The sequence below is a fragment of the Paenibacillus sp. N22P23 genome (genome assembly GCF_059383735.1).
Window position 1 is genome coordinate 548208 of the sequence record NZ_JBXENT010000002.1, and the last position, 15022, is coordinate 563229.

General features: G+C 47.7%; 5 protein-coding genes. All 5 read right to left on the reverse strand.

The window, feature by feature from the left end; all coding sequences use genetic code 11:
• Positions 1–99 precede the first annotated feature (99 nt).
• The 5 genes from AC506A_RS13155 to AC506A_RS13175 all read right to left on the reverse strand — a co-directional run bounded on the left by AC506A_RS13155 (position 100) and on the right by AC506A_RS13175 (position 14971).
• On the reverse strand, positions 100–1914 hold the full coding sequence (locus AC506A_RS13155; protein WP_495461444.1) for a right-handed parallel beta-helix repeat-containing protein: 1815 nt from the start codon (positions 1912–1914) through the stop codon (positions 100–102).
• A 193-nt stretch (positions 1915–2107) separates the two neighbouring features.
• Positions 2108–9781 carry a S8 family serine peptidase gene (locus AC506A_RS13160; RefSeq protein ID WP_495461445.1) on the reverse strand — a complete coding sequence of 2558 codons (7674 nt, stop codon included), beginning with the start codon at positions 9779–9781 and terminating at the stop codon, positions 2108–2110.
• Between the two features lie 231 nt (positions 9782–10012).
• Positions 10013–11605, reverse strand: coding sequence for a response regulator transcription factor (locus tag AC506A_RS13165; protein WP_495461446.1), 1593 nt, complete (start codon positions 11603–11605; stop codon positions 10013–10015).
• A 13-nt stretch (positions 11606–11618) separates the two neighbouring features.
• Complete coding sequence (locus AC506A_RS13170) at positions 11619–13340, reverse strand: sensor histidine kinase (RefSeq protein WP_495461447.1); 1722 nt, start codon at positions 13338–13340, stop codon at positions 11619–11621.
• Between the two features lie 29 nt (positions 13341–13369).
• Positions 13370–14971 (reverse strand): type 2 periplasmic-binding domain-containing protein, encoded by a 1602-nt coding sequence (locus AC506A_RS13175; protein WP_495461448.1) that lies wholly within the window; start codon positions 14969–14971, stop codon positions 13370–13372.
• Between the last annotated feature and the right edge of the window lie 51 nt (positions 14972–15022).

Consider the following 15022-nt stretch of genomic DNA (forward strand, 5'->3'; position numbering starts at 1 on the left):
TTAGAGTATTCCAACCAGATAGAGTCCAAGAGCTCTGGCGCAAGCCATATTCTCGAGCTCGATTTTGCCATCTGTGGCGAGCCGCCCGATCCCTCGTCTTCATGTCTCCTGCCCCTTAACAACAACATCCAACTTCTGCTCCGGCGTAACAGATACATGTTCAGCGCCCATATGCTCTAGACTTACCTGCCGACGTAATCTATCTCCGTGGAAATGGTTATCGGTAATCACCACATCACTGCAGCCAAGTAAGGAAATAACATGCTCATCTAGGGGATTAGAGGTTTCTTCCGTCGTATCTTCAGACTGAATAATCTCATTCTCCTTGAACACTAACGCTCTCGTGCTCTTCGCATGAAGAACAATCGCATCTTGCGTGTGAAAAACGTTCTTCTCAATGACAATATTGCGATGGACGGGGTGCTCTGCATCGATCACCTTATTCTCCGGGACGATATAAATAACAGGATGTTCACGGCCGCCACACTCGATAAACCGATTCCCCCGAATCGTTACATCCTGCACCGGACCGGATTCGTACCAACTCCCGCCGTCGTCTGCGATAAGAATGCCGCTCATTTGCATGCGCTCAAACGTATTATCCGCGATATGCACTTTCCCGCGTGTGGATACGAGTACGCCTCGAGTTGGGATTCTTGCAAAATTGTTATTTACAATTTCAACCTCAGGGTTCCATGTTAGGTTCTCAATGACATCTTTCGAATCTATCTCGATCGGAGCAGGATTCTCCAAAGTGAGTAAAATTTCTCTTGGATCTAAGCTGACAGCTGAAACCACTTTATTGTAGGCATAAGCAGTAAGCGTGTGCTCTTGAACAAAGGCAATCTCATCTCCTGGAAAGAAAGCCTCCATGCCATACGTTTGCGAATGCATAAACCGAACGATTAGCTGATCAGGAGCCGGTCTCCCCATGATACGCAGATGTGTCCCATGAACATTAATGGCATCATCATGGGAGCCCATAAATCGACTATCCGCAATCCTTATTTTCCCCTTACATCCCGAAAGATGAATACAATCGGCAAACGCAGCTGCGCTGCGCCCTGTTTCCAGCCGTGGCGATATTTCCACCTTCTCAAACGTCAAATGTTCCGAGTATTGATTAACGATACCGAGACCATGCATATAGTGCATACCGACATTATTCCATATGATATTGCGACTCTTGAGGACTAGCGATCCTACTTGATCACGTAAGCCATCGCGTACTTGCCATACACGTCCGGGAAACGTTGACGGAACTTGGTTAAAATACAGCCGCAACCGGTTTCTCTCCAACTCTTCCACATGTATAGCCAACGCTATATAATTGTTTGTTCGCCATGTCGCATTGGTTTCCGAATCAAACTCCTGCATATGGCCATCATGAAAGCGCCAGTCCGGACCAGTAAAATACAATTTCCCGTCCACGATCTCATAATGCGAGGCCGGATGAATGCGGACTTCCAAATAGTCATTACCGATACATTCGACAGTCATTTCCGCCATCGTCGGATGCTCGGCATCGAGATGGAAGTTGCGCAGCGCTATGTTCTCACAGCTGTCCAATACAAGCATCGTTTGCCTGCCATGGAAGATAAAGAGCGAGCCATTCCCCTCCACTGTGATGTTTCGAAGTCCCTTAAACAGCATACCGATCGTTTTGATAACATCCGCATTCTCTTCTTCACTGGCCGTATTCGAAATATAATAGGGTACCTTGGCCGCTAACTCCATATGAAACTCATATCGCCCTTTGGGGAAATCTAGTACAACGTTGCCACTCGGCAGCGATGCAGCCTCCAGTGCTAGGCGCACGGCCACAACCGCATCTTCACCGGAGTCCGGCTTAGCGCCATAATCGGTGACACTTATGATTGTTTCATTAATCAGCAGCTTATCTGCAGCATTCATTCATTTGCCACCTTTTCTTATTAGATACTTCTGGCTAACTAGCTTATATTCATAATGCTGGAATCCTGTTTATTCTTCAATGAATTTATCAGTATGACGCCTCCATCTCCTTTTTACTGGAGCTCATAAATATACAAAAATAAATAACCGTCCCCCGGTTGAGTACCGGGGGACGGTTATTTTACAATTCGACTTATTTCATGATTGCCTGTATAAACAAGGTGAAGATCGCCGAAGCTTCTCCTCTTGTAGCCAACCCTTGCGGATCGAATACGTTATTGCCTTTGCCTTTGATAATGCCGGCTTGACGGATTTCCTTCACTGCGTCAACCGCCCAAGTGCTAATTTGAGCTTGATCAGAGAATGCAGCGTCTTCGGAAGCCGATTGCAAGCTGTATTTCTTGTAAGCCGAGTAGTTGCTCATCATGACAGCCATTTCTTCACGAGTAATAAATTGGTTTGGCTCAAATTCATTGTCGCCGGTGCCTTTGATGATGGCGTTGGCAGCTGCCCACTCAACGAATGGAGCGTACCATGCGCTTACACTCACATCGCTGAAACGAGAATCTGTAAACTTGCTTACATCTACTCCATCTACGCGAGCAAGTGCTGCAGCAAACATCGCTCTTGTCATTTTGCCGTTAGGGCTGAACTTATCGTTCGCTTCACCTAAGAAAATATCCCTTGCGGAAACAAAATCAACATAACCCGCTGACCAGTGTCCTGCAACGTCTGCAAAATGCTTCGCGTTGTAAATCACGTCATATTCGCCGGTATTTACAGTCGTCAGGTTTACAAAGCCGTTGTTGAACGAACTTAAAGTCATCGGTTTGTATTTGCCATTCACTTTAACAGCGGCAACAACGCCGTTTGCCGATTCATTCGATTTCAACTGGTACGGCAAAGCAATCGCGAAAGGCTTCGTGTTGCCTTCAAGGTTTGCTTTGTGTCCGTCCACTTGCAGTTCTACAATGAAGCTTCCTTTTCTAATCGAAATTGTAACCGTTTGGCCGTTGCTTGCCAGCGATTTCAGAAGCTCAGAGCTAATTGTACTTGTTCCAAAGCCCGTCTTAATCGTTAATTCAGAGGTGCCAAGTGCAGCTGCAGGAATAACGATGTCTACTTTCTGCTCATTCTTCAGATCAAGCACGATTGCCTCGCCCTTCTGGGACAGCTTCGCATAATCAGAAGCAGCATAAGTGAGCGTAGCTAGACCATCCGCATCCTTCGTCAGCTTCACAGCAACACCGTTCTGCAGTACTTCTACTACATCGGTAGCAGGTGTAACCGGAGGATTAACAATAACAGGGTTTTCTTGCGTTTTAGCCGAAGCAAGCGCAGTTGTAACGTTGCCTGCCGTGTCCGTAACGATGACTTGATAGTTGTATTGCGTATTGGCACTCAATCCGTTATGCGTGAAATTCGCAGTCGTTGCATCAGCAATGTCTGTGAATACGCCGTCTACCATTGTTTGCCACTGATAAGTTGCAACACCGGAAAAGCTGTCTTCGGCAGCAACTGAAAGCTCAATCGCGTTTGGAGAGATGGCTTTTGCAGCTGCTGATGTCGAGATTCCAGGAGCAGTCTTATCTACTTTGTACGGTCCGAACGTTCCGCTATTAGATAGCGTGCCGTCGGAAACGTTCCAGTGTACATACCATGTGCCGTCCGTGCTTAATGTAACCGATGTGTTAGCTGCATTCAGACTTGTAAAGTCAGTCCATGCGCCATCCGTTTGTGCAACCGGGCTATTGCTCACTTGGTATTTAGCTGCTGTTATCGCGTCATTATTCTCATTCTGATGCGCAGTCATCGCAATGGTAACATCGTTCTTCGTCCATGCTGCGTCCGCAACATCGACGGTTACGTATGGCGTATTAACAGGAACCTTCTTCGTTGTTGAGGTAAGCACAGCCGAAGTTGTCGTGTTATTCGCTTTATCCGTCACGATGAGTTGATAGGTGTACGCAGTATTCGGTATCAAGCCGGTTTGTGTAAAGTTCGGTGTTGTACCGCCTGTTACATCTCTGAATAAGCCGTCTACTTTATACTGCCATTGGTAAGAAGCAATGCCCGAAAGGCTGTCCTCAGCAGCAGCAGAAAGTGCAATCGCGTCCGGAGATACCGCTGTTGCAGCAGCCGGTGTTGTCAGTACAGGAGCCGTTTTGTCAAAACGGTATGGACCGAAAGTTCCGGTGTTGCTGTGAGCTGCATCGGAAATCTTCCAGTGGATGTACCATGTGCCCTCCGTTGCCAAACCAACAGGTGTTGTTGCAGCTGTGAGATCAGTCCAAGTTCCGTCTGTCGGATAATCCGAGCTAGAGGTAACTTGATATTTGGCTTCTGTGATCGCATCGCTGCTTGCATTCTTATTCTGTGTCAAGTTAATCGTCAGCGGATTGCTTCGTGTCCATTGATAGCTTGACCATGAGGCGCTATTTGCACTTGATACATAAGGCAAGGTCGTATCAGATGGTGCAGCAGCTGCCGTTGTGAATAAGTGCGTAGCAGGTGCCATAACGTTGCCAGCCTCATCTTTAAATCCTGCAATCGTAACGGTATACGTTCGGCCGGGCTGCAAACCGGCAAGGTTGTACTTCGCTTCTTTATGTGCTAAGAACCATCCAACAAAACCTAGGGTAGCTCCATTGTCGATCGTAACCGTTCCCAGATCGCTATGCATGAATTCGTTGAATCCGACTACAAGTGCATTTGCTGTTGCAGCAACATTCATTCCTGCAAGATCAACGTTGCTTACCTTCGGTGGCTGCTGATCAAGCTCTTTGGTCTTAAACGTAAATGTTTGTGGCTCCATTACATTGCCTGCAATATCTTTAAAACCGCTAATCTCAACCGTATAGGCAGTACCTGCAACTACATTAGGGTTGGCGAACTGAAGCGTTGTTTGGGCCACATCCCAAATGAAGGAAGTATAGAATGACGTAGATCCGTTTACTTTTACGGTTCCACCAATGTTCAAGTTGTCTACCGCCGAACCAAATCCGTCTCCGACCTGCATTTTTTCACCAAAATAAATGCCGAGTACGGTGCTGTTCCGAGGGTCTACATTAAGTCCGATTGGATCAATTGTAGTTACTGTCGGTTTGGTTGTGTCATTAATGACGATCTTCACCTGCTGAAGTTCTCCGGCTTCATTGGAAGAAGTCGCATTATTCTTCTGCAGCCACATTTTAGCGACATATGTACCGCTTGGCAGATCTTCCGTTTTGAAATCGATGGTTCCGTCAGTTGCCGCTGCAATGGAACCAGCCTTTTTGATTACGCGTTTCGCATCATTATTCGGATCATTTCCAACAATCTTGTAGTTAATGGAAAAGTTATCACCGGTCACGCTTGGCGTAATTCCGCTCAACTTCACCGTACCGCCGTCATTGATCGTCCGATCTGCAAAGTCAGCGGAAATCGTTCCGATGCTTGGATTCAGGACTGTCAGCTTATAATTAGCCGAACTCGATGTTCCTGCAGCATAATTGCCATTTTGAACGATCTGACCGTTTGTCGGATTAGCCGTTACGACCTTGGCGGCGAATACGATATCATCCGGATTCACCGTCATTTCCGGGCGTAGTCCATATACGGTCGCAACTGCGCTGTCCGTCGCAGCAATCGTTCCGTCAGCAGCTAAGATCGAACGTGCCATGCCGTCAGTCACGGAAGGTGTACGCAACCACCAATTGACCGAAGCCGTTGTGGAATTACGTAAGAACGCCTTCTGCTGCGTATAGTTGTTGCCGCCTAACGTTTTCATTCTTCCCGTGGTATCTGACCTGGCTGTCCAGAAAGCAAGTGACTCCGTACCCGTCATCTTCCCCCATGGCAAGTAGAAGCTTTGGTTGGCAATCGTTTCCGGGCTGCCTACTGCCGCTCCCGCCGAATCGTATTTACCCGTAACTACAGTAACATCATGCTGGATGAGTCCATTTTCCAGTGCGTTAAAGTTACCGGATAGCGTATCTAGTTTGTTTTTGATAGCTGAATTGGCATACGAGTTGTTTGCTGAGTCAAACGCAGCTCCGTCAAGCACATATTTACTCATGAATGTCACGTTATGACTTGTTCCTTCTTTTCCCATCGCTTGCCACAGAACCGGTTTCTGAGCACCTTCATGGGTAGAGAAATTAGCTGCGTTTACGTGGTCGTACGAGCCCAAATAAACGTTGTTAACGTCGTTGAACAGCGAAGTGAAGTTCACGCCATCGTTAGCAGGCGTCGTCTGAAGTTGCTTGTACTTGATCTTAATTGTCTCTGTTCTCGTATTTCCATATCGGAAAGACATGAACAGATCGGCAGGTGCGTAGTAGTGATAGTCCGGAAGGAACATATCAATCGCATACACTTCCAGCTCATCCGTTTCCGTCTTGCTCTTCTCGGATGGAATGACTGTAAGGGTAAAGTTGCCGTCTTTGTCGATTTTAAATTTATCAGCATTGGTAGCGATACTATACGGCATCTGTTCAGCCCCAACTACCAATGCACTGAAATCATGATAGAAAGGACGGCCTTTAGGGAAGCCCGGCCCCTTAAACAGCTCATAGCCAATGTTATTGTCAACCAGCTTTTGCACGCCTGCGCTGTAGATATTGCCTGTAATCGTAAAGCTGTTAGCGCCCATCGGGTAACCAATGACATCAGATGGATCGGAAACGTCATAATCGTTGATCGTAAGCTCCGGTCGAGTATTGGAAATAACCTTTTTGCCCATATCAACCATACTCGTAAATCCATTTACGTCTACGGAAGTGGCTACAATGCGATAAACACCTTCCGGAATTGGTGTATATTCATCCTCAGGATTACCGTTCGCATCGAACTTAAAGAAGGAGCTGCGGTAGAAGGTGTACAAAAAGTAGAATCCATCCGGAGCAGCTATAGACGTATCCGCCTCATTAATAATACCGAGCGGTTTGTCGACTGCCAGATCGGCATTCTCCTCATAAGCCAGCAGGTCTACTTTCTGAACCGGTCCGGTCCACTGCAGTCCCATAGTTGACGTACTGCCAAAGGAAGAAGCAGCCGTATACGGGTCATTCGTCGTAATCGGTCTGAACAGATAGGTGTTATCCGGATCCAGCTTGCCGTCTGAGTTGCCCATATAACCGGCAAATGGCATCACATAGGATTCGTTTGGATCGGCTGCATTCGCAATTTGAAGCACGCCTTCATAATAACCAGGCTTAGTATTGTTTGTGAAATGCATTTTCGCAGTAACGGTCGCATCGCCATGAGCAGGAACCGTCACAGCTGTGAAAGCCGTACCATCGCCCTGCACCAATTCCACAACGCCCTCAGAGCTGAGCGAGAATCGGCTGTTATTGTGGTAATCAGGCGTTAATAGATACGTCTTCTCCGTGTCCGATTGGTTGTGAATGGTAATCGGGTATACTTTCGAATCCGACGCAGCACCGGTAGCAAAATGTACGTATCCGAAGCTTAAGGAAGCCATCGTTTGATTCGGCAGCCAGCTGTATTCCTCCACATTTCCGCCTTCCATCGCACCATGGGGAACACTGTGCTGTGCCGTAATGAAAGTGGTGGTTTCGATCGCTTTTCTCGGATCAACAAAACCTGCTCCGATTTCAAAAACGCTGTACTTTCTTCCGTTATAAGGAGCAGATTCAATCATATCGGTTCTTGCCGTGTTCATTAATCTGGCTTTGATTTCGCTTGGCCCCCAGCCCTTCTGAACCATGAGCGCAGCAATACCTGCCATATGAGGCGTTGCCATTGACGTACCGTTCAAACGCGTATAAGCACCTTCATAATTCGTTGAATTATGATCTTCATTCGCAACGTCCGCCGGAATGGTGGACATAATCTCGTAACCCGGAGCTACGATATCCGGTTTAATGCCGTAGGTTTGAGCAACTGGTCCGCGGCTGCTGAAGTCGGTAAGCTCGTTTGGCTGATCTTCTTGCTTGTAGTTACTCAGGTTTAAATAACTCGGAGCGCCTTCCAGACCTGCAACGTAAGTCTCCAATACAGCCCCTTCCGTATAAGTAAAAGATAATACCGGAATTCCGCCCATTTTCTCCGTGTTAAGAGGCGTATTTGTAACATGGCCTTCAGTTGGATTGTTATTGATGAGAATGAGCGCACTTGCGCCGAAAGCAATTGCATTATTATATTTCTCGATATAACTGATTTCGCCGCGCTTAATGACGGCGATTTTACCGGCAAGGCTTCCGGCTTCAATGCCGGCGGCATCAAAATCCGTCGTTTTACCCGTTCCCGGAATTAAAACAAATTCATACCCTTTGCCGTCTGCTTTATTCAAATTCGCGTTATCGATTGAATCAGCAGAGAACGTATTTGTCGTTCCTTGTCCCATTACCAAGAGATTAAGCTTTGCGCCATGAGACGTTTCATCTTTCGTTAACTCTGCATCATAGGTAGCGAGTCTTTTACCGCCAAGCTTGCCCGCGGCAACCGTAATCGGAAGATACGCCGTTCCCGGCATGCCAAGCGTATAAATATTGGGACCTGCATTGCCCGCGGCAATTAATACAGTCATCCCGCTTAACACTGCGTTATTCACCGTAATTACGCCTGGGTCAAAAGGAACGTCTTCGTTCGAACCAAGCGACATATTCGCTACTTGAATATGGTCTTGCTTTGCGCGTTCCACGCCGGCCAGAACCGTTTCAATTTGTCCGCTTCCGTAAGGACCTAGTACGCGGTAAACGTGAAGCTCAGCCTTAGGGGCTACGCCAAGCGTAGAGAAGCCTGCTCCTGCCGCGCCTCTTCCCGCAATCGTTCCTGATACGTGCGTACCATGTTCCGTGTAATAGGGTGTATTATCGTCAGGTCTAAGTAGAGGGAATTTATCGTGATCCACTTTTGTTTCCCAATCCTCGTATGTAGCTTCCATGGGATCATTGTCGCCATCAACGAAGTCATACCCTCTGTCTGCTGGGTTAAATGCATCCTTCAAGTCCGGGTGATTGTAGTCCACTCCGGTATCGATGACAGCAACTTTAACGCCTTCACCGGTAAGGCCCATATCGTTAAGAGCGCCGATACCAAGCGCATCACGGCTCTCAGCCATGCCTCCGCCGGCAAAGTCGCTGTATCCGCCAAGTTGATCGAATGCGATCGGATCCGTCTTTACTTCGTAGTTAGGCGTAACCGCGAATACAGAATCCAAACCAGCAATTAGTTTCACCATTTTCGCAGGCACTGTCATAGACATTCCATTGAAAAGATCGCTATACGAAAACTTGATTTGAGGCCCCGGCTGCGGGTTGCCCATAGCGTTGGTACCCTTATTGCCAGCGCTCAATTGAGATAGCTCGCTCATGAAGTCCGCGTGGGAATGTTGCACAACTGTCTCCGGAGATGAAGGCTCAAGTGCAGAGAAAGTTGAAACGGAGCTTGGATCTGCTTGCGTTTGTACTGCGGCAATCTTGTTATATGCTTCCAACGTGCTTATTGGCATCGTATCAAGCTGCACGATAATCGATACCATCGCATCCGGATTGTCATCATAACCTTCTTTGAAACCTTGAACACCGACAGGCGTTTCAAGCTGCTTTGCAAAATCCATGACCCAGTTATAGCTGTCTTGATCATCCTTCGAACCCGCCCCTGCGGCTTTCATAGCCTCCTCAAGCGTCATGTCCGGTTTACGTTCCGGTATATCCAGTCGTGTTCCAATCTTCTCGAACGAATGAGACTCATCGTCAGACAGAAGTTGTGTTCCGGATTCCTTGACTTTGTCGAAGGAACTTGGATTCGATGTTGCTGCTTCAGCAGCATGCACGGACAGTGAACCTTGAGAGAACGTGCCGATGAAGATGGCTGATGCAAGTAAGACACTTACCATGCTTCTACTAAACTTCCTACTCATCCGATTAATCCTCCTATTACTATTAAAAAATTATTGACACAACGTCACATTCCGATAGACCATCTCATAATACGCGAGTAGATCCAGCCTTTGTAATGACGATTCTGACTTTCTTCCCTATGATTTTGACTTCTTTGAAAGGCATAGTAGTAATGATCTAGTGAAAAAAAACTGTCACAGTGAATTACATCACTTATAACAGTTTTCATAGGAAATAGGCGAAGAGATTCGCTAAGTCCTCCGCCTCTGCTGCATATATTCGCCGGGCGTCATACCCGTGTATCGTTTGAAGATCTTCGAGAAATAGTTGCGGTCAGAGAAACCAAGCGCGGCGGTCACCCCTTCGATGGATGCCTCTGGTCGCTCCAAGAGCTTAAAGGCCATCTCCGTTTTGTGTTTGTGCATATAGTCCGTGAACGTCACACCGGTCAGCTTCTTAAAATACCTGGAGAAGTAGCTTGGATTCAGATGCAGAAATTTCGCAACATCTAAGGAAGTAACATTCTCTGACAAGCGCTCCAGTAAGTACTGATTGATAACCTGCAGCTTGAAATTGCACTCGTTCGCCGATAACGTCGCATCATCAGTTATCGAAAGCCGCTTCAATGCCTGCTTGACCAACAGAATCGCATCCTCCGCTCTTGCAACCTCTTGCAAGCATTCTAGTATTCCTTCAATTTCTTGCAGCGGTGAAACTGACTTTTTATCCGCCGTCTTGATAACTCCCTGCAATGACTTTAAGAACGAAGCCGGATCGATCCGCTTATTCGCTGCTATCGTGGCTAGCTGATTAAGGTGGTGCTCGATGCCGACTGCGTCACATTCCTCGATCGCTGCCGCCAAGGCATCGAATAACGACTGAAGGAGGATCTGCGCATTCACGCCGATTTCCGCCTTGGATAATCCGATCTCCACAATGGGGGCAACGGAATAGAACGCGGTCACGATTGTCCTTTCTTTCACGATACGTGCCGCCTGCGCGAGTTCCTCTAGACCCTTGCCATGGGCAACATAATTCAGGCAAAGACGCAGCTTTAAATAAGCGCCGCACTTCTCCATGACCTCTGAAGCAAGCTCGCGGAACCGTTCCGTCGCACTGACATGCAGCGACGGCTCGTAGTTGTAAATAAGCATAACGCCATCCTTCGCAGGAATAACGGTCATCCCTTCGAAATCGCCATGCAATTCTTCTGCAATGTTATACACCCCGTACAAAGCAAGCGAATCTTGATAGGAATAACGTGGCTCATAAGAAGAGTAATACGGAAAGAGCATCCCCACGATAAACCTTGGCTGCGTCCACGCAATACCTAACCGGCTCCCGTAATCCATGTTTTCTTTCGAACGGTCCCCTCTCAGAAACCGGTCCAAGAACGACATTTTCAGCAAATCTCGATGCCGAGAAAGATCTTCTTTATAGGGCTTCTCTTCTTGACTCACTTTCTGAATCTGAAGAAGCTTGACCGCTTTCAGCAAACTGTTCCTTAACTGCTCCGCAGTCAACTCGTCCTTGATCAGATAATCCACGGCTTCCAATTGGAACGCTTGCTTGGCATATTGGAACTCCTCATGACAAGTGAGGAAGATAAGAACAACGTCCGGCTTAATAGCCCTGAACTTGCGGGCTAACTCCAGCCCATCGATTTGAGGTAACCCGATATCCGTCACGACGATATCCGGGAGATGCTTCTGGAAATATTCCAACGCCAGTACGCTTGAGTAGGTTTCAAATACGATCTGTAGACCAAATGCTTGCCAATCCAGCAGGTCGTGCACATATCTCAGTACGAGAACATCATCGTCAATCGTCATTACGCGGTGCATCTAAAGTTCCTCCTTATTGCAGCAGCGCAGGAATGCGCAACATGACCGTCATACCTGGCCCTTTGTTCGTCTTCAGCTCAATGGACGTTTGAACGCCATAGAGCAGCCTCAGCCGTTGCATGACGTTATACATGCCGACTCTATCATATTGCGCCGGTGCATCCGGCTCCCATCCTGAAAGCAGCCGATTTAATGCATCCATCCGGTCTTGCGGCATGCCGACTCCATTATCTTGAATTGTGACAGTCAGTATACCATCGGTGATTTCACCTCTTACCTCAATGCGGGCTTGTCCTCTCCGATCGGCGAAGCCGTGCACGATCGCGTTTTCGATGAGCGGCTGAAGCAGCAGTTTCGGCAAATCGAACACTTTGGCATCATCCGACAAGACAATATCGATCTCCAGCAGCATTTGATTTCGCATCTTCATGATCTCTACGTAATCGCCAAGCAGCTTGCATTCGTGCTGCAGCGTTGCATTTTCGCTTATGTGCAGGTAGCCTCGCAGGAGACGCATCAAAGACTGCATTTTGCCGCTATGGAAGTCATCCTTTGCCAATCCTAGGCTAAGCTTGAAGGAATTCAAGGTGTTGAGCAGAAAATGCGGCCGAATTTGCGAAGCAAGCGCCTGCAGTTCTAAGACTCGATTCTGTTCTTGTTCCCGTCTGTTGTTTGCGATCAATTCGCGTATCTGCTCCAACATATCGTTCAATGTCCCGCCTAGACGAGAGAACTCATCTGGGCTCTGTTCCGGAAACCGACTGTCCAAATTACCTTCACCGACTTGCATGGCAATCAAACTAAGCTTGCGTATCGGGCGGTGCAGCCTTCGGGCGAGCACAACCGAGAATAGTCCGAAAATAATAAGAAACAAAGCCACCAAGCTGCCAGCAAGCATGTAAGCTCGATTGAGCCGGCCGGCAATTTGAGCTTCAGGCGTTTCGAAAATTAACTTCCATTTGTAGCCCTCAATGAAAGATTCGCTGCGGAGATGATTGGAATCCTTTCTTGGCGGGACATAAGAAACGTCAGTATCGCCTGCCACATATTGGCCATTCGCATCAAATAGCGTTATAACCCCCAAATGCTGCTCTGAGAAGAGTTTCTGAAAATACGATTGCGACAAGGCAAGATAAACGATCCCAAGTTCTTCGCCGCTCAGCGGATCTCGAATGACCCGGCAGAAATACAAATTGTTCGGCAGATCTGACTGAAGCCCGGTAGCAAATACGCCTCCGAGAAATTGAAAGGTCGTGAAGTTGTGCGTATTTACTCTGCTCTGCGTAATCGGTAGATCCTTGAGCATTTGCGCATAGGTTTCGGTAGGCATCTGGTCATGAATAATTAATCCTTTACGGTTCACGATCATGAATTGGATGTGGTTATATAAATCTTTGTCGACAGAATACCGGAAAGAAGAGTTTATCTCCTCCGCGCTTTCAAACTGATCGTACGTAGTAATGGCCGTTGCATCCTTTAGCAGCCCCATTCGGCTTAAGATCGCATTATCCTGAACCATGTACCGGGTAGAGAATTCCATGATGTCGATGGACTTCCCTATCTGCCCGGACAGCAGCTGCAGATAGGCGTTATTCCGCTCGTGTATGCTCTGGTTAATATTATGCTGGATATAATAGTAGGCGAATATTGCGCTTCCAGCCATAGGTAAGAGGACTAGCAAAAGCAAAGAAAGCTGAAGTCTCCTGTAAAATGTCATCTCTCTCAGCAATCTCATCTCTGCCGCCCCCTCTACTATTTGATCAATTATTTGCCTAGCATTTGGTTATATGCTTCCGTCCACTGTGCTTCGACTTCCGTTCCGCCATCCTTATAGAACGCTCTCACGTAATCGTCGAAAGCATCAACCGGTTCGGCACCTGTAATGATTTTGAAGTACGTTTCAACGGTCAGTTGTGCCAGCGTGTTGCCCAATTTTGCAAATGCGTCCGTCGAGACTACGGCCAATGGTTCGTAGCCTTCTGTCTTCGCATTCTCCTCGGCGAAATCGAAGATGAAGCGATCCCGCTTGGCTACGAAGCCCCCTCCGGTCGGCGTGAATACGTTCCACCCCTTGGCGTTCAAATTCTTCGCAGGGTCCCTGTCCATGTTGACAAATTTATCGCCGTCTAGCTTCCAATCCGTGCCCTCCACACCTTGGGTCACCGTCAGGAAGTACTTGTAATCCGTGTAGAGTGCATCTATCATCTTCAGCGTCGTTTCCACAACTCGCGGATTCTTGGCACCTTTGGTCGTGAAGATGTAGGAGTTGGAAAACGTAGCCCATTGAGGCGTACCGGATACATGATTCGGACCGATCGGCGCCTTACCAAAGGCAATGTCGCCGTTTGGCTGGGATTTCTTGAAGTTGATGTATTGACCTCCGTAATGATCGCTTGGATTTCCTTCTTCAAGTACATTACGCCAATGGTAAAACATACCTTTGCCCGTCAAACCGATTTTACCGTTATTGAACGTTTGAGATTCCGCCCAATATCCCGTCGTATTCTCGGAAGTCAGGAACTCCGGATCGATTAAACCTTCTTTGTACCATTTGCTGAGCAGCGCAAGCGCTTCTTTCATTTCGGGCTGCGTAGCCGCGGTGACAACTTTGCCATCCTTCAACATCGGCAGCAGCGACCGCCCAGGCTCTTTGGCTGCCGCTTTGACGTCGTCGAATGCTGGACGGCCAAAGGCGCCCATGATCATTGGAATTGCGAAGTCGGACATGCCGTACGTATCTTTCTTGCCGTTGCCGTCCGGATCGTCATTTCGGAATTTCTTAAGAGCAGCTTCTACTTCTTGAATCGTTTCCGGCGTTTTCGTGATGCCTACCTTGGCCAGCCAGTCCAGTCTCCAAATAACGGCTGTCGGATAGACGGAACGCGGATTAGTGCCTGGCAGAGCATACAGCTTGCCATTCACTTTACCGAATTCCCACGCACTTTTATTGAACGTATCGATATAGTTCGCATAGTTCGGCGCATATTTGCGAATTAGCGCTTCGTCGATCGGAGCTGCGATATCCTGTTCGATGAGCTTCGGCAAATAGTGCACACTGGTTATTTTTATGAAGTCCGGCATTTCACCGGATGCGAAGCGCGCATTCAACGTATCGTCCCATTTCTGGGAATCCGCATACCAAAGATTGAATGTAACGTTGAACCGGTCTTCTACGGCTTTTACGACCGGGTTGCTTTCCGGATTTTCAACTTGTGCATTGGAATCGTAACCAAGCCAGTCGATAATTAATGGTTCTGCGGCTTTCCCGCTGCTGGTTCCGTAACCGGAATCACCGCACGCGGCTAACGTCACCGATAAAGCAAGCGTTAGGGTAACCGAGGTTGTTTTCATCCATTTGTCTTTCATTGTTAAGACCCTTCTTCCAGTCAAAACTGCTTGTTTGTTTCATTATACGGA

Coding starts and splice junctions, on each gene's coding strand:
- AC506A_RS13155 (WP_495461444.1), bottom strand. CDS start 1,914: ATGAATGCTGCAGATAAGCTGCTGATTAATGAAACAATCATAAGTGTC.
- AC506A_RS13160 (WP_495461445.1), bottom strand. CDS start 9,781: ATGAGTAGGAAGTTTAGTAGAAGCATGGTAAGTGTCTTACTTGCATCA.
- AC506A_RS13165 (WP_495461446.1), bottom strand. CDS start 11,605: ATGCACCGCGTAATGACGATTGACGATGATGTTCTCGTACTGAGATAT.
- AC506A_RS13170 (WP_495461447.1), bottom strand. CDS start 13,340: ATGAGATTGCTGAGAGAGATGACATTTTACAGGAGACTTCAGCTTTCT.
- AC506A_RS13175 (WP_495461448.1), bottom strand. CDS start 14,971: ATGAAAGACAAATGGATGAAAACAACCTCGGTTACCCTAACGCTTGCT.